General features: G+C 69.1%; 14 protein-coding genes. 5 read left to right on the top strand and 9 right to left on the bottom strand.

Annotation, left to right across the window (positions count from 1 at the left end; all coding sequences use genetic code 11):
- Positions 1 to 108: 108 nt before the first annotated feature.
- Positions 109 to 777 carry an SIMPL domain-containing protein gene (locus MB1_RS00945; protein ID WP_066902780.1) on the bottom strand — a complete coding sequence of 223 codons (669 nt, stop codon included), beginning with the start codon at positions 775 to 777 and terminating at the stop codon, positions 109 to 111.
- Between the two features lie 131 nt (positions 778 to 908).
- On the opposite strand from MB1_RS00945, the gene MB1_RS00950 reads away from it, so the two are divergent.
- Both MB1_RS00950 and MB1_RS00955 read left to right on the top strand, forming a co-directional pair.
- Positions 909 to 1817, top strand: coding sequence for an SGNH/GDSL hydrolase family protein (locus MB1_RS00950; protein WP_066902782.1), 909 nt, complete (start codon positions 909 to 911; stop codon positions 1815 to 1817).
- Between the two features lie 167 nt (positions 1818 to 1984).
- Complete coding sequence (locus MB1_RS00955; RefSeq protein ID WP_245649964.1) at positions 1985 to 4003, top strand: AMP-binding protein; 2019 nt, start codon at positions 1985 to 1987, stop codon at positions 4001 to 4003.
- Between the two features lie 17 nt (positions 4004 to 4020).
- Here the strand turns inward: MB1_RS00955 and MB1_RS00960 are convergent, their stop codons facing one another.
- The 3 genes from MB1_RS00960 to MB1_RS00970 form a co-directional block, all read right to left on the bottom strand.
- On the bottom strand, positions 4021 to 5454 hold the full coding sequence (locus MB1_RS00960; protein ID WP_066902786.1) for an aldehyde dehydrogenase family protein: 1434 nt from the start codon (positions 5452 to 5454) through the stop codon (positions 4021 to 4023).
- Positions 5451 to 6788 carry a 4-aminobutyrate--2-oxoglutarate transaminase gene (gene gabT / locus MB1_RS00965; RefSeq protein WP_066902788.1) on the bottom strand — a complete coding sequence of 446 codons (1338 nt, stop codon included), beginning with the start codon at positions 6786 to 6788 and terminating at the stop codon, positions 5451 to 5453. The genes MB1_RS00960 and gabT overlap by 4 nt, the downstream gene beginning before the upstream one ends.
- A gap of 170 nt (positions 6789 to 6958) precedes the next feature.
- A complete protein-coding gene (locus tag MB1_RS00970; protein WP_066902790.1) occupies positions 6959 to 8491 on the bottom strand; it encodes a PucR family transcriptional regulator in 1533 nt (510 codons plus the stop codon).
- A gap of 122 nt (positions 8492 to 8613) precedes the next feature.
- Between MB1_RS00970 and MB1_RS00975 the strand changes: the two genes are divergently transcribed.
- From MB1_RS00975 to MB1_RS00985, 3 genes are all read left to right on the top strand, one after another.
- Entirely contained in the window at positions 8614 to 9858 is a 1245-nt protein-coding gene (locus MB1_RS00975; protein WP_066902792.1) for a low temperature requirement protein A, read from the top strand.
- A 344-nt stretch (positions 9859 to 10202) separates the two neighbouring features.
- A complete protein-coding gene (locus MB1_RS00980; RefSeq protein WP_066902794.1) occupies positions 10203 to 11726 on the top strand; it encodes an APC family permease in 1524 nt (507 codons plus the stop codon).
- A 45-nt stretch (positions 11727 to 11771) separates the two neighbouring features.
- The gene (locus MB1_RS00985; RefSeq protein ID WP_066902796.1) at positions 11772 to 13757 is read left to right on the top strand and encodes a primary-amine oxidase; all 1986 of its coding nucleotides are present in this window, start codon (positions 11772 to 11774) and stop codon (positions 13755 to 13757) included.
- A gap of 42 nt (positions 13758 to 13799) precedes the next feature.
- Here the strand turns inward: MB1_RS00985 and MB1_RS00990 are convergent, their stop codons facing one another.
- The 5 genes from MB1_RS00990 to MB1_RS01010 form a co-directional block, all read right to left on the bottom strand.
- A complete protein-coding gene (locus tag MB1_RS00990; RefSeq protein WP_169801576.1) occupies positions 13800 to 14354 on the bottom strand; it encodes a DUF3558 family protein in 555 nt (184 codons plus the stop codon).
- Positions 14351 to 14680, bottom strand: a complete 330-nt coding sequence (locus tag MB1_RS00995) for a hypothetical protein (protein WP_066902800.1) — start codon at positions 14678 to 14680, stop codon at positions 14351 to 14353. The genes MB1_RS00990 and MB1_RS00995 overlap by 4 nt, the downstream gene beginning before the upstream one ends.
- A 368-nt stretch (positions 14681 to 15048) precedes the next feature.
- Entirely contained in the window at positions 15049 to 15459 is a 411-nt protein-coding gene (locus MB1_RS01000; protein ID WP_066902802.1) for a DUF6069 family protein, read from the bottom strand.
- A gap of 55 nt (positions 15460 to 15514) precedes the next feature.
- A complete protein-coding gene (locus tag MB1_RS26400) occupies positions 15515 to 15952 on the bottom strand; it encodes an SCO6045 C-terminal-like domain-containing protein (protein WP_245649965.1) in 438 nt (145 codons plus the stop codon).
- On the bottom strand, positions 15945 to 16775 hold the full coding sequence (locus tag MB1_RS01010; RefSeq protein WP_066902804.1) for an MbnB/TglH/ChrH family RiPP precursor modification enzyme: 831 nt from the start codon (positions 16773 to 16775) through the stop codon (positions 15945 to 15947). Before MB1_RS01010 ends, MB1_RS26400 begins: the two co-directional genes overlap by 8 nt.

The following is a 16775-nucleotide window of genomic DNA, read 5'->3' on the forward strand; positions in this document are numbered from 1 at the left end:
ATCCACTGCGGAATCGATAGCCAATCGGAACATCGGCCCACCGATTCCTCCGCGCGCTGCCGCCCGTAGTGGACGAAACGGGCAGCACGGAGGCCCGGCCGCCGGGGCCTACTCGGCGACGAAACGCGCCTCGACGACCACCGAGACCACGATGTCCTCCGGCACGAACGACAACGACGGCCCGGCGGGCGCCGCCGCCCGCGCGAAGGCCATCGGACCACGCTCCACCAACGGGCTCGGACCGGAGCCGGCCAGCAGTCCGGGATCGGCCAACGCGACCGCGCGCACCTTCGATAGGCCGAGCGCAGCGGCGTATACCTGCGCGGCGGATACCGCGTCGGCGACCGCGGCGCCACGCACGTCGCCCATCATGCGTTCGCGGTCCTCGGGCAGCAGATCCCACGAGATCGACTCGACGGTGATCGCTTCGTCCGAGGCGCGCGCCACGACCCAATCGGCGAAGGCGGTGAAGTCGACAAAGGTGGCCGAGGTGGTCACCGAGGCGTGGTGGATCGTCGGGCGCGGCGCCCCGTCCGGCGCATAGGGCCGTTCGGACCAGGCGTTGAGCCGCTCGGCCGACCAGGAGGTGACCGGTCCCGCCGTCGGATGGCTCAGCTCGGTCAGACTCGCGGCCACCTCGGTGGCCGCGGCGGCCGCCAATTCGACCACCCGCTCGCGCTCGTCGCCGGCGTATTCACAGCGCACCGTCACGATCGCCCGCTGGGCGGCGCGACGTCCCTCACCGGTGCCGCGGACGGTAATCGTCGTCTCGGTCATGGGGCCCATCTTGCCCGGTGGCTCGCGTCGCCCGGCGGCTCCGTGCCGACATATGCATGAGACGTTCCGTCTCGGACAGTATCGGTACCGTCGAAGGCGGACCGAACCGCGGCACACCACCGGGAGCATCGATGCACGGAGGAACCGAACCGCACGCCGTCGCGCCCCGCCGTTTGGCGCGGGTCGCGGTGACTCTGGCGCTGGCCGTGGCCGCGACGATGTCGCTGTCGAGCGGGGCGCGCGCCGCCACGATCGCCCCCGGTTCCGAGTACGTGGCGCTGGGCAGCTCGATCGCAGCAGGCCCCGTCCTGCCGCCCGTGGTCGACTCCGGCTGCCTGCGATCGGGCTCGAACTATCCCAGCCTGGTCGCCGAGGCGTTGTCGCTGCAGCTGGTCGACGTCACCTGCTCGGGAGCGACCACCGCCAACGTGCTGTCGACACCGCAGGGGCTGGCCGGCGGGGCGAGCAACCCGGTACAGATCGACGCGATCGGTCCGCAGACCCGGCTGGTCACCGCGAGCATCGGCGGCAACGACCTGCAGTACGTCGGCCGCCTGACCGCCGACAGCTGCGCCAACACCCCGGTGTCCGACGTGCCGGGCGCCTGCGACGCGCTCGCGGCAACGCCCTCGACCATCCCTGCCGAGGCGGACTACGCGGCGGTCGAGGACCACCTGGTGCAGGTCGTCACGACCGCCCGTTCGCGCGCACCGCTGGCGACGGTCGTTCTGGTCGACTACCTGCCGATCCTCGATCCGAACGACCGCGACTGCGCGGTCACCCCGTTGACCGATATCCAGTGGCAGACCAGCTACCGGGTAGCGACGGGCCTGGCGGCGGCCTTCCGGGCGGCGGCGGACCGCACCGGGGCGACCCTGGTGCGCGCATCCGACCTCGGCGTCGGGCACACGCCGTGCAGCGCCGATCCGTGGATGTCCGGCTTCCAGGCGCCCGACCCCGCCGGCGGGCCGTTGCCGTACCACGCCACCGAGGCCGGGATGGCCGCCGTCGCGGCCGACGTCGTGCGCACCCTGGGCTGATCGACACGCGGACATGTCAAACCGATGTCAGGTTATGACGGGTACATATGGAACTACCGTTGAGTACAAGCTGAGAATCCGTGATGACTTGGCGAAAATTGTTCCTTTCGGTACCGCACGACCGGTAAATATGTGGCGTGACATCGAGTGTGCATGATCTCAGTCGTGTGCTCCCGTGTGCCGCGGAACGCCTCTGGAAGGTGGTCGCCACCCCGGAGTTGATCGTCCGCTTCCTCGACGGCGTGGGCACCCCGCAGCGCATCGGTCGTCACCAGCAGCAGGACGCGGGCCGGTATCGGATCCGCCTCGACACCGCCGGCGAGCCCGCCGAGGTCGAGTTCGACGCGGTTGTCGTTCGTTCCGGGCGCGAGGTGCGCTTCGAGAACGTCGACGGCCCCGGGCTGATCTCGATCACGCTGGCCGACCGGGCGCCGGACGCCACCGAATTGATCGTGACGGTGCTGCGGGCCGCCGACGCCCTCCCGCCGACGGTTCACCCGAACAACGAGTCCGTCCTCGCCTGGATCGATCGGGCCCTCGGGCGCATCGACGACTACATCACCGGGCGGCCCACATCGGTGGTGATCAACCACGGCGACATCCGCCCGGCGACGTTGGCGGTCCTGAAGGTGATGGTCGCGACCGGGGTGGTCCGTGCGAGCGCGCCGCATCGGGGACTGCTGCAACTGGCCTCGCTGGCTCGATGGGGCTTCACCCTCGGCGGCGGAATCGCCGCGGCCCGCGCTCGCAGTCCCCGGGTGCCGGCGATCGTCGACGACCGCGGCACGCTGACCTTCGGAGAATTGCACGATCGGTCGAACTCCCTCGGAGCCGCCCTGCAGAGCCGCGGGATCGGCCGGGGCAGCACCGTGGGGCTGTTGGCCCGCAACCACTCGGCGATGGTCGGCGCGCTCGCCGCGTGCGGCAAGATCGGCGCCGACGTCGTGCTGTGCAATACCGCGCTGGCCGCCCGGCAACTCGAACATGTCGCCGGCCGCCACGACCTGTCGGCGCTGCTGCTGGACGACGAATTCGACCCGCTCGCACATGGTCTGCCCTCGGAACTGCCGCGCTTCGCCCTGCGCCAGGACGGCCGACTGCCGGATCGGCTGGGGATCCGCGCCCTGCTCGGTTCGACCTCCACACCGATCTCCCCTTCGCCGACGCCGGGAAAGCTGATCGTGTTGACCTCGGGGACAACCGGTTTGCCGAAGAGCGCCACCCGTCCCACGCCGGGGGGATTCGGCCCGATCGCCGCGATGCTGTCGCGGATGCCGCTGCGCATGGGTCAGCCGATGATGATCGCCGCGCCGTTGTTCCACAGCTGGGGCCTGGCGATGCTCCAGGTGAGCACCAGTCTGCGGGCGCCGGTGATCCTGCCGCCGCGGGCCGACCCGGAGGAGTTGCTGCGAGGTATCGCGATGCACCGCTGCGCGTCGCTGGTCGCCGTGCCGATCATGTTGCAGCGCATCATGAATCTGCCCGCCGCCGTCCGTGATCGCTACGACACGAGCAGCCTGAAGGTCGTCGCGATCAGCGGTTCACCGCCGTCGGCGCATCTGGTGCGGGAGTTCACCGCGGCCTTCGGTGACGTGATCTTCAACTTCTACGGCTCGACCGAGGTGTCCTGGGCATCGGTGGCGGGCCCGCGCGATCTGCGGCTGGCGCCGACCACCGCGGGGCGTCCCCCGCTCGGTACCTCGGTGATGATCGCCGACCCGCAGGGCCGTCCCGTTCCCGTGGGGATGATCGGCCGGATCTGCGTCTCGAACGACATGCTCTTCGAGGGCTACGCCGACAACCCCGGTCCGCAGACCCACGACAGCCTGATGGACACCGGCGACCTGGGCTGGATCGACGGATCGGGGCGCCTCTACGTCGCGGGGCGCAACGACGAGATGATCATCTCCGGTGGCGAGAACGTCTTCCCGCGACCAGTGGAGGAGACGCTGGTCGACGTCCCCGGCATCGCGGAAGCCGCCGTGGTCGGGGTCTCCGACGCCGAATTCGGACAGCGCCTCGTCGCCTACGTCGTCCCCGACGGCAGCCGGGAACTCGACTCGGAGACCTTGCGGGATCACCTGCGCGAACACCTCAGCCGCTTCGCCGTTCCGCGCGACTTCGTCTTCGTGCGGGACTTGCCGCATACCGCGACGGGCAAGATCCTCAAGCGCGACCTCGCCTGAGGATCCTGCCCCTGCCGCTAGAGGTCGAGTCCGGTCAGGACCAGCACCCGCTCCTCGGTGAAGTCGTCCATCGCGCTGCGCAGACCCTCGCGCCCGACGCCGGAGGCCTTCACCCCGCCGTAGGGCATCTGGTCGGCGCGGAACGACGGCACATCACCGATGACCACACCGCCGACCTCGAGCTCGCGGTGCGCGGTGTACGCCACCTGCAGATCCCGGGTGAAGATGCCGACCTGCAGGCCGAACCGCGACGCGTTGACCAGCTCGAAGGCGTCGTCGAGGGTGTCATAGGGGACCAGCGTCAGCACCGGCCCGAAGACCTCCTCGGTCAGCACCTTCGCGTCGTCCGCGGCGTTGGCCAGCACGGTCGGGGCGATGGTGCGCCCGTCCCGCTCGCCGCCGGTCAGCAGGTCGGCGCCACCGGCGACCGCCTCGCTGATCCAGCCCTCGATGCGGTCGGCTGCCGCGTCGTCGATCACCGGTCCGACGACGACCTCGGGATCGGCCGGGTCGCCGGTCTTCAATGCCGCGACCTTCTCGACCAACAGCGCGGCGAATCCGTCGTAGGCGGAACGCGGCACCAGGACGCGCTGGACGCCGATGCACGACTGTCCGGCCTGGTAGTTGCCGAAGGTGGCGATCCGCTGGGCCGCCCACTCGAGGTCGTCGTAGTCCGGCGCGATGATCGCCGCGGCGTTGCCGCCGAGTTCCAGGGTGACGTGCTTATTCGGCACCGCGCCCTTGATCATCCAACCGACCCGCTCGGAACCGGTGAAGCTGACCACCGGCAGCCGCGGATCGGCGACGACCTCGCTCATCCGGGCGTCCGGCACGATCGCGATCGTCACCGCGCCCGGCGGCAGATCGGTCTCGGCGATGATCTCGCCGAGCAGCAGGGCCGACAGCGGGGTCTTCGGCGCCGGCTTCAGCAGGATCGGGGCACCGGCCGCGATCGCGGGAGCGATCTTGTGCGCCACCAGGTTCAGCGGAAAGTTGAACGGCGAGATGCCGAGCACCGCACCGCGCGGGAAGCGGCGGATGATCGCCATCCGACCGGCCGCCGACGAGTCGGTGTCGAGACGCTGCAGGTCGCCGGAGAAGCGGCGCGCCTCCTCGGCGGCCCACCGGAACGTCGAGATGCCGCGGGCCACTTCACCTTTGGCCCACATGATCGGCTTGCCGTTCTCGGCGCTGATCACCTCGGCGAACTCGTCGGCGCGCGCCTCGAGCCCGTGATAGATCGCGTCGAGGGCGGCGGCCCGCGCCGCGGCGGACAGCGCCCTGGTGGCGGGCAGCGCCGCGGCCGTGGTGGCGATCGCCTCCTCGGTCTCGGCCTCGGTCAGGTAGTGGGCCTGGCCGACGACCCGCCCGTCGTAGGGGTTGGTGACGTCGAATGCGTCACCGCCGGTGCGGATCTTGCCGGCGATCAGGTGCCCGTAGGTCGTGCTCATGCGCCGACGACCTCCGCGAACGCCTCGTCGAGCAGGTCGAGTCCGGTGGACAGCAGGTCTTCCTCGATCACCAGCGGCGGCAGGAAGCGGAAGACGTTGCCGAAGGTGCCGCAGGTCAGGGTGACCAGGCCGCGACGGTGGCCGGCGGCGTTGATCGCAGCGGTCGTCTTGGCGTCGGGGGTCTTGGCCTCCCGATCGGAGACCAGCTCGATCGCCTGCATCAGGCCACGGCCGCGGATCTCGCCGATCACGTCGTAGCGGGAGGCGAGGTCCTCGAGCCGCCCGGTCAGCAGCTTGCCCAGGCGGGCCGACCGCTCGACGAGGTCGTCGGCGCGCATGGTCTCGATCGCACCCAGCGCGGCCGCGCAGGCGATCGGGTTGCCGCCGTAGGTGCCGCCGAGTCCGCCGGAGTGCGGCGCGTCCATCAGGTCCGCGCGGCCGGTGACCGCGGCCAGCGGCAGGCCGCCGCCGATCGCCTTGCCGGTGGTCATCAGGTCGGGGACGACGTTCTCGTATTCGCTGGCGAACCAGTTGCCGGTGCGGCAGAAGCCGGTCTGCACCTCGTCGGCGATGAACACGATGCCGTTGTCGGTACACCACTGGGCCAGCCGGGCGACGAATCCCGGTGCCGGAACGATGAATCCACCCTCGCCCTGGATGGGCTCGAGGATGACAGCGGCGGTGTTCTCCTCGCCGACACGCACGTGCACGGCCTCGACGAAAGCGTCGAAGGCCTGGTCGGCGCACTGATCGACGCCGCCCGGCCAGCGGTACGGGTAGGCCATCGGGACGCGGTGGATCTCGCTGGCGAAGGGGCCGAAGCCGGACTTGTAGGGCATCGACTTCGCGGTGAGCGCCATCGTCAGGTTGGTGCGGCCGTGGTAGGCGTGATCGAACGCGACCACGCCGGCGCGACCGGTGGCCGAGCGCGCGATCTTCACCGCGTTCTCCACCGCCTCGGCGCCGGAATTGAAAAGAGCCGAACGCTTCTCGTTGTCGCCGGGCGCGAGGTCGTTGAGCTGCTCGCAGACCTCGATGTAGCCCTCGTAGCCGGTGACCATGAAGCAGGTGTGGGTGAACTTGCCGGCCTGCTCGCGCACCCGCTCGACCACCCGCGGATCGGTGGCGCCGACGCCGGTCACGGCGATACCGGAAGCGAAGTCGATCAACTGGTTGCCGTCGACGTCCCGCAGGATGCCGCCACCGGCTTCGTCGATGTACACGGGCAGGGTCGCGCCGACCGCCGACGAGACGGCCGCCGCCCGGCGGCTGTGCAACGCCTGCGAGGCGGGGCCCGGCAGGGCGGTGGTGAGGCTGTACTCCTGTGCGACCATCGCGGTCCTCCTACGGCCTGAGCCGATCCACGGCCAAACGGCCGATGACGTGCGGGGCTGAGTGTTTGCCCACCAGTCTTCGCCGGTTCACCGTTTGGGGCAGCTATACGTTTCGGCACCTTCTTTCGATGTTCGCTCCATAATGGCGCGCACCATTCGTTCCGAAGGGTTTACCGGCCGTCGGTCGGCTGCTCCACCTGTAGGGCCAGCCACAATTCGGCCCGCCGCGTCGGCGAGTCGAGCGGATAGCCGAGCCGGCCCTCGATTCGGCGGATGCGATTGCGCAGGGTGTGTCGGTGCACGCCCAGTTCGGTCGCGGCCGGATCCCACTGGCCGTGATGCGCCAACCAGGAGCGCAACGAATCCCGCAGTTCGTCGTCGAGCGGGGCCAGCGCGGCGGTCCCGAAGCGGCGGGCGGTCTCCTCCGACACCAGCTCCAGCAGGGTCGGCGGCGGGATGCCGGCGAAGTACACCGCCGGAAGATTCTCGTGCGCAGCGTAATCCGCGGCACGGCCGGCCTGCTCGCGCGCCTCGACGAAGTCGGCATAGGAGGTGGGATCCGAGATCCCCAGGTGGACCCCCTCCAACTCGGAGAAGGGCGCCGGGACCACCGATCGATCGCCGTCCGCGCGGTCGATCAGGTAGGCGGGCACCACGACGATCAGCACGTCGTCGATCCGGGCGTGGATCGCCGCGGCGGCGGCGGCCGTACGGTTGCCGATCAGCCGCTCCCGCGCCCGGGCCAGCGCGTAGCGGCTGCCCCGGCATTCGACCACCACGATCGGCGGATCGGGCAGCCCGTGCCACAGGTCGGCGGCGATCCGGCGGACGGTCCCGATGGCGGACGGGCTGTCGACGGCGGTCAACAGGCCCATCGTCGAGGCTTCCAGTTCGAGCCGATCGCGTTCGAACAGCCGGGAGCGGTCGAGCACCAGGGTCAGCAGAGACACCGCCGCCATCACCACCTCGCGCTCGGGTCCGGTCGACGCGCGGTCGCCGCCGAGGACCAGGATGCCCGCGACGTTCTGACCGGCGATCAGCGTCTGCAACCACACCTCGTGACCGTCGGCCCCGCGGCTGACCAGGCTGCCCGGCCCCGCGGTGGCGGCCAACCGTTCCAGGTCGGGCCGCAGCGCACCGATCCGCCCGGCCTCGACCGAGGGGGCGGCGGTGATCAGCGCGCCGGCGTGATCGACCAGGACCGCCCAGCCGCCGATCGACCGCACCAGGACCGCGACGACCGCCTCCGGCCCGCCGGCGCCCACCGCCGCGGCGGTCAGGCGCTCCCGGCAGCGGTGCACCCAACTGCGCACCGCGTCCTCGCGGGCCGCAATCGCCCGGGATACCGCCTTGGTGATCGCCAGGAAGGGGGTCGCGCGCGGCACGCTGAGCAGCGGCAGGCCGGCGGCCCGGCAGGCATCGACCAGGGCGACCGGTACCGCCTCGCGGTGGACACCGATCCCGTAGCCCAGGGCCGCGACGTCCGCCTCGACCAGCCGTTCGACGTAGTCGCGCACCTCGTCCCGACGCCGCGGCAGGCGCACCCCGGTCAGCAGCAGCAGCTCGCCGCCCTCGAGGAATTCGGTCGGGTCGATCAGCTCGCTGACGTGGGCCCAACGGACCTCGCGATCCAGATGCTCGCCGCCCGAGACGGCCTCGAGCCCCAACTCGACATCGTCGAGCAACTCGCGCACCGGGACCATCACGACACGATACGTCGCCGCCCCCGATCCGCAGCGACCTATTGGTCGTAATTGCCCGAAATCTTGGTGGCCGCAACATATCCGGACAGGACGGACCCGCCCGGCGGCGGTAGCGTGACCCGATGACCGAAGCGCAGGCCCGGGGGTCCCGTCGTCGCATGGTCGGCCGCGACATACTCGAACGCCACCGGACGGCCACACCTCTCGAGCTGTTGTTCGACCTGGTCTTCGTCGTCGCGTTCGGGACCGCCGCGCAGCAACTCGCGCACGCGATCGCCGGCGACTACATCGGGCCGGGCATCATCGGCTTCGCCTTCGCCACCTTCGCGATCGCCTGGGCCTGGATCAACTTCACCTGGTTCGCCTCCGCCTTCGATACCGACGACTGGCTGTTCCGGCTGACCACGATGGTGCAGATGATCGGCGCGCTCATCCTGGCGTTGGGCCTACCGGCGCTGTTCGCCTCGCTCGAGGAGCACACCCTCGACAACGAGGTGATGGTCCTCGGCTACGTCGTGATGCGCATTCCGATGATCGCGCAATGGCTTCGGGCGGCCCGCCAGTCGCCCGAGTACCGCGATGCGGCGATCATGAACGCCGTCGGCATTCTGGTGGCCCAGGTCGGCTGGGTGGCACTGCTTTTCGCGCACACGCCATTGACGGTCACCATCGTCTGCGCTCTATTTCTCTATATCGTCGAACTCGGCGGCCCCGCCCTGGCGGAGCGGCGCGGCGGGACGCCCTGGCATCCGCACCACATCGCCGAGCGCTACGGGCTGATGGTGATCATCGCGCTCGGCGAGGGCATGGTGGGCACCATGGCGGCCCTGACCGCGATCCCGGGCCCCGACGGGCCGGGGTGGTCGTTGGACTTCGTCCTGATCGGCTTCGCCGGGGTCGCCCTGCCCTTCGGCGTCTGGTGGACCTACTTCAGCATCCCGTTCGCCGAACTGCTCGCCGCCCATCGCAACCGCGCCTTCGGGTTCGGCTACTGGCATATCGTGGTCTTCGGCGCCGTCGTGGCCATGGGCGCGGGGTTCGATATCGCGGCCTACTTCCTCGAACACGAGACCCGCGTCGGCGACGTCGCGACCATCCTGTCGGTGCTGATCCCCGCCGGCCTCTACTTCGCGGCGATCTTCCTCATCTACAGCCTGGTCACCCGCGAATTCCAGATCTATCACCTGGTGCAGTTCCTGATCAGCATCGCACTGTCGGTGCTGGTGGTCGTCCTGGTTGCCGGCCCCGTGTCGGTGCCATGGGCACTGCTCGCCACCGCGGCGATCCCGTGGGTCTGGGTGGTCGGCTACGAGGTCTACGGGCGTCGCAGCGGCGAGCGCATCATCGCCGCGCTGCCCACCGAGTGACCCCGGTTCCCTTCCGCGACCGGGTTCGGTCATCGATCGGATGCTGCGCGAAACCGGAGAAACCGCACTAAGATCACCATTTCAACGGCATCCGTGCGTCCGCGACTCCGGTCGCCGGCAGAGAGGATCCTTCGAGGTTCGACGTTCGCGTCGCACCGCGATCGGCGCGGCCGGCCGCCGTCGGCGCCCGAGGACATAACGGCGTAGCCCTCAGCGCACCCACTCCATTTCGGCATCTTGCCGGCTATGACACGGGTCACAACACTCTCTCGTAGCGCCATCCGGGCACGAGCGACGACCTCCGGAGAGAAGGGCACAGCGATGACACCGAACGGAGTCTCCTCATGACCACCCGCGAGAACACCGGCGAGGGCGACCTGCACGAAAAGGGCCTCTCCGGCGACAGCGTCGGCCTGATGGGCGCGATCACACTCGGCGTGTCCAGCGTCGCCCCCGCGTACACGCTGACCGCCACCCTCGGCCTGGTCGTCCTGGCCGTCGGGGTCCAGATGCCCGCGGTCTTCATCGCCGGCTTCATCCCGATGTTCCTGACCGCGTACGCCTATCGCGAGCTCAACCGCGATCTGCCGGACTGCGGAACGTCGTTCACCTGGGCGACCAAGGCCTTCGGCCCGTGGATCGGCTGGATGTGCGGATGGGGCATGGTCGCCGCGACGGTGATCGTACTGTCGAACCTCGCCGGCGTCGCGGTCTCCTTCTTCTACCTGTTCATCGCCCGGGTCACCGGCAACGAGCAGATCGCGGACCTGGCCGCCAACAAGGTGGTCAATATCGTCACCTGTCTGGCGTTCATCGCGATCGCCACCGCCATCGCCTATCGGGGAATCACCACAACCCAACGCCTGCAGGCGATCCTGGTGACCTTCCAGATGGCCGTGCTCGTGCTGTTCGTCGTGATGGCGATCTCCTCGTCGTCGAGTTCGCCGACCGGGATCCCCTTCTCGCTCGACTGGTTCAACCCCCTGGCCACGGTCAGTCTGGCCGCCTTCATCGCCGGCGTCTCCGGATCGATCTTCGCCTTCTGGGGATGGGACGTCTGTCTGACGGTCAACGAGGAGGCCAAGGACGCCGCCAAGACCCCGGGACGCGCCGGTCTGCTCTGCGTCTTCACCATCCTGGCGACCTACCTGTTCGTAGCCGTCGGCGCGATGATGTACGCGGGCGTCGGCACCGAGGGCCTGGGACTGAGCAACGAGGAGACGTCGGACAACGTCTTCGGGGCGCTCGCCGAGCCGATCATGGGCCACTGGCCGTCGCTGCTGCTGTTCCTGGCGGTCCTCGCGTCGAGCGCCGCCTCGCTGCAGACGACGTTCCTGCCGCCGGCACGCACCATGCTGGCGATGAGCCAGTACAAGGCGATCCCCGCCCGGTTCGCCCGGGTGCATCCACGGTTCCTGATCCCGGGCTTCGCCACGATCGCCAGCGGTGTCGCCACCGGCCTCTTCTACACCGTGTTGACCGTGCTGAGCGAGCGCGTCCTGTACGACACGATCGCCGCCCTGGGCATCATGATCTGCTTCTACTACGGGCTCACCGCATTCGCCTGCGTCTGGTACTTCCGCAACCAGCTGTTCGTCAGCGCGAAGAGCTTCGTCTTCCGGGCGCTGTTCCCCAGCCTCGGCGGGCTGATGCTGGCCGGCGTCTTCGTGCTCTCGCTCATCGAGAGCTTCTCGCCGGACTACGGCAGCGGGGCGGCGATCGGCGGCGTCGGCCTGGTCTTCTTCCTGGGACTGGGAATCCTGCTGCTCGGCGCGGTGCTCATGCTGATCTACGCGCGTCGGAACCCGGCATTCTTCCGCGGGGAAACATTGCGCAGTGGCATCTCCGAGGTCTCCGTTTCCGACTAGCGTCATGCTCGACGTGGCGTCACTTCGCACGAAAGGCGGTCCCCCGTGTCCGACTCGACGGTCCCCGACCATCCCCTCGATCCTGTCAGTGCCGACGAGATCCGGACGGTCACCGGAATTCTTCGGCGGGAGAAGGGAGTCGGACCGGGGTGGCGCATCGCCTCGATCGAATTGCGCGAGCCCGACAAGGAGGTCGTGCGGGCCTTCGCACCGGGCGACGCGATCCGCCGCGACGCGCGGGTGGTGCTGTGGAACCGCGAGGACGGCGCCACCTACCGGGCGGGCGTCTCGATCACCGATGACGCCCTGACCTCCTGGGAGGAGGCGCCGGGGCGGCAGGCGAATGCCACCGTCGACGAGTACCACGAGTGCGAGACGGTCCTGAAGAAAGACCCCCGGGTGATCGAGGCGCTCGCGAGCCGCGGCATCACCGACCTCGACCTCGTTCTGATCGATCTGTGGACCTATGGGGCGCACCTGGTTCCGTCGCAGTTCGCCGACCGCCGCGTCGGCTGGTGCGATCTGTGGGTGCGCGACGCCCACACCTCGAACCCCTACGCCCACCCGATCAAGGGCCTCAAGCTCATCTATGACATGAACAGCTCCGAACTGCTGGACATCGAGGACTCCGGGCACATCGTCACCGCTCCGGATGTCCAGGGCGAGTACACCCCGGAGCACATTCCCGGGTACCGGGTGCGCACCGACCGCAAGGCGTTGGACATCACCCAGCCCGACGGCCCGAGTTTCACTCTCGACGGCAACGAGCTGCGCTGGCAGAAGTGGCGAATGCGCCTGGGCTTCAACTACCGCGAGGGTTTGGTGATCCACCAGGTCGGCTACGAGGATGGCGTCGACGCGGCCGGCGCGCCGATCGTCCGGTCGATCGCCGACCGCCTGTCGTTCGCCGAGATGGTGGTCCCCTACCGCGATCCGACGCCCGAGCACGTCCGCCGCACCGCCTACGACATCGGCGAGTGGGGGCTGGGGTATATGACGACGTCGCTCGAACTCGGCTGCGACTGCCTGGGCGAGATTCGTTACGTCGACGCAACTTTGAGCAACTCGGCGGGTGAGCCCTACACCATCACCAACGCGATCTGCCTCCACGAGGAGGACAACGCCGTGCTCTGGAAGCACGTCGACGAGCGCGCGGGGGCCGAGGTGCGCCGGATGCGTCGGATGGTGGTCTCCTTCCACGTCACCGTCGCCAACTACGAGTACCTGACCTATTGGCGGTTCCACGAGGACGGTTCGATCGAGTGCGAGGTGCGCGCCACCGGCATCATGGTGACCACCCCGTTCGAGGGCGACACCGCACCGCCGTACGGCACCGTGGTCGACCATCAGACCTACGCGCCGATCCACCAGCACTTCCTGATCGCCCGCCTCGACCTGGCGATCGACGCCAACGGTGATCCGGCGACCGCCGGCAACAGCGTGGTGATGTCGGAGACCGAGCAACTGCCGATCGGCCCGGACAACCCCTTCGGATTGGCGTTGACACAGCGCAATACCGTGCTGCGCACCGAATCCGAGGGCAAGCAGGATTCGAACTGGTCGACCCAGCGCGGCTGGAAGGTGATCAACCCCAACCGCACCAACAAGGTCGGCGGCCCCGTCGGCTACAAGCTCGCCTCGACCGCCGCCTTCCCGGCGATGCTCGACGAGTCGTCGCCGGTCTTCCAGCGCGCCCGGGTGCTCGGGCATACCGTGTGGGTGACCCCGTACGACAGCGAGGAGCGCTGGCCCTGTGGGGAGTTCGTGAATCAGAGCTCCTCGGACGACCAGGGCATCGCGGCCTGGACGGAGGCGGATCGAGCGATCGAGAACACCGATGTGGTGCTCTGGTACGTCTTCGGCATCCACCACATCCCCCGGATGGAGGAGTGGCCGGTGATGCCGGTGGACGCGGTGTCGTTCTGGCTCAAGCCGACCGGATTCTTCGACCACAACCCGGCCCTCGACGTCGCACCGTCGGAGTCTGCGCATTGCGCGGCGCCCGCGCCGGAAGGCGGCTCCTGCCACTGATCGGTACCGCCCGCGATCTGCCGTCGAGCAGGTCGCGGGCGGTCAGTCGGTGATCAGCGGTTCGATCGCCTCGGCCATCTCGACCACGCCGTCGCAGGCGTGGCCGGTGAATCCGTTGGTGCCGCCGCGTCGGGGAAAGGTGTCGATGATGACAGCCCCGAAGCTGGTGCGCATGAGCAGCGCGCAGGAATCCTCTGTCAACGAGTCCGGGACATACAGCGTCTCGCGTCCGTTGATGGTCATCGACTGCGCGGGCGCCGATAGCGGAATCTCCTCCCACGGGACGTTCTGCGCGAAGAAGCTGATCGAGCGGTCCGGTTGGAGGATTCTGCAGGCGACCAGGTCCTTCTCGCCGACGCTGGTCTCCTCGCGCGTTTTACGGGTGGGGTCGAGCCCGAACTGCCGAAAGACGCTGTCTTCGATCACTTCGCAGGCATCGAATGTCACATCCGGTAGCCCGGCGACCGTCGATGCCACCAACGATGTCGACACCGGCGGATCCACCTGCGCCGTTTGATCATCGGAATCGGCGCCACCGGCACATCCGGCCAGCAGTATGCCTACCCCGAGAACAACCACGACAGCCCGCGGCCTCACCAGCCCACCTCGGCTCCCGCCGCGCGGATGCCCTCCGCGCCCCCTGTGTCGGATTCCAGGTAGTTCGCTCCGGCCGCACGAATCTTGGCCGCGTACTCCCGAGCCACCGCCTCCTGCTGATCCAGGTGATCGACGGCCTGCAGGCGCTTGTCCTCGAACCCGGCATCCAACTCGACCGCCGACGGGAACCCCGCGAACCCGGTCCCGTAACTGTGGTCACGCAGCCTTTGCGCCGCTGCCGCCAAGGCATCCGCATGCCGATCGAACGCCGCCGCAATCCGCTCGGCAGCGCCCGGTTCGATCCGCAGTACGTCTCCGTCCGGCACGGCAAACCTCCTCGTGTGGTCCTTCCGATTGGACGCAACCGAGCCCCGAGCGGTTCCGGATCGAGTCCAGAAAGGTAAGGCACATCACCCCTGACCTGGGTTGATTAACATACCCGTAACAAGGGAGACTGGAGGACGTCAGCGATTCGACCAGGAGTAGTACCCAACATGTTGTTCGCACGTGCCCGTGCCCGTCGTCAGTCCCGCCTTCTCTACAAGGCGATCAACCGTGTCGCCAGCCCCGGCCAGCGCGACGAGTTGATCGTCATGGCTCAGCGCGCAGAGTCGCACTGACGCTCACAGACAACCGCGGCGCCCCCGAGGATCCTCGATCCCCGCCGGGCGCCGCTTTTGTGTCCGGGAGCGTGTCAGCGCATGCGTTCGAGCGCGTAGACCAGCACCGGCACCAGGACCACGTGCATCAGCGACAGCAGCACGGTGCTGACGGTGTCGAAGCCGGCGGTCACGGTCATCGCGATGGTGCCCAGGGCGGCGATCGAGCCGATGATCTGCGCCGGACGAATGACCGCCGGCACCTTCGGCGCCATCAGCCCGGCCACCAGCAGTCCGACCGTCAGCGGGAGGATCGTCATCACCAGCACGCCGCCGGGAGCGACGGTCTCGGTGCCGCCGGCGCCATCGGAGACCTCGAACGATCCGCCGAGGGCCAGGCCGATCAGCCACAACACCAGGTTCGCCACCACCGCGGCGACGACGGCCGCCCCCGTGGTGACGAGGATGCGCCGCAAACCGAGCGTCGACGTACCCGTTTCGGTCATGTGCATTCCCCTTCGGTCACCAGCTGCGTCCCGATTGCCGGGTTTTCTGGTGAGACTAGCCGAGTAGCCGCTTCCACCACGGACGTCCGGTTGTCACTTCGGGACCCCCTCCACCGTGCGGCGCCGCCTCGGTGGGGTCGATCTCGCCCCGCTCGACGAGATGGGCGGTGAACGCCCGGGCCTCGGCGGCCGAGCCGGACCGCTCCCGCCCGCGCGCCCAGTCCGCGAACAGCTCGACGAAGCGATCGCCCAGCATGCTGCGGATGTGCGGGATATGCCAGGCGACCTCACCGGCGCGTTTGCGCAGCAGCGCGTCGGCCGCGACGCCAACCCGTCGAGTGTCGAATCCCTCGGGGATCGGGCCGCCGACTACCAACGCGCGAACCAGCTCGGCCTGTTGACGAGCCAGCTGCTCGCGTTCCCACACAGTGGCTCCTGCCTCGGACCCGGCCTCGTCCCCTGCCTCGACCTCGGACACGGGCTCGTCAGGCATCGGCCCACCAGCGGCTGCCGACGGTGATGCGGTCGGCCGACGCCGCAATTGCGATCGCGTCGAGTTCGGTGAGCAACTCGCGGGCGGGTGGGTAGTCGCCGTCACGTTCGAGCATGAACGCCGGCGCTCCCGCCGCCGCGGCGCGGGACACCAGGTCGAGCACCTCGTCGGGGACCGCTGCGCAATGCGTGTCGTGGTACAGCTCGCCCGCGTCGTGCCCGCCCGCCACGTGGCAGTAGGCGACCCGCTCGATCGGGAGTCGGGCGAGGTCACGGGCCGGATCGGTACCGCGATTGCGGGCGCAGGCGTAGACGTTGGCGACGTCGAGCAGCAGCAGCGCGTCGGTGCGCTCGACGATCTCCGCGATGAACTCCCCCTCGCTGAACTCGTCGTCCGGCCAGTCGAAGAGGGTGGCGATGTTCTCGACCGCGAAGGGCACCGGCAGCCGGTCCATCGTGCGGCGGATGTTGTCGACCAGGACGTTGAGCGACGCGCGGGTGCGCGGCACCGGCAGCAGGTGGCCGGCTTCCAGACCGTCGGCGCGCACGAAGGCGAGGTGCTCGCTGACCAGTGGCGAGTCGAGCGCCGTCGCCGCTCGGGCGAGCACGTCGATCCGTTCGGCCGTCACCGGTTCCGCGCCCCCGAGCGACAGCCGGATGCCGTGCGGGATCACCGGAACGGCCAGCTCCCGCAGGATCTCGACCGTCGCGTCGCCGACCGATTCGGCGATGACCTCGGTGAAGCCGAGACCCGGCAGCTCGGAGACCAACCCGGAGATCTCCGGGCGCCAGCCGATTCCGATTCCCGCGATCGGAGAACTCAT

The sequence above is a fragment of the Millisia brevis NBRC 105863 genome (assembly GCF_001552615.1).
GTDB lineage: Bacteria > Actinomycetota > Actinomycetes > Mycobacteriales > Mycobacteriaceae > Millisia > Millisia brevis.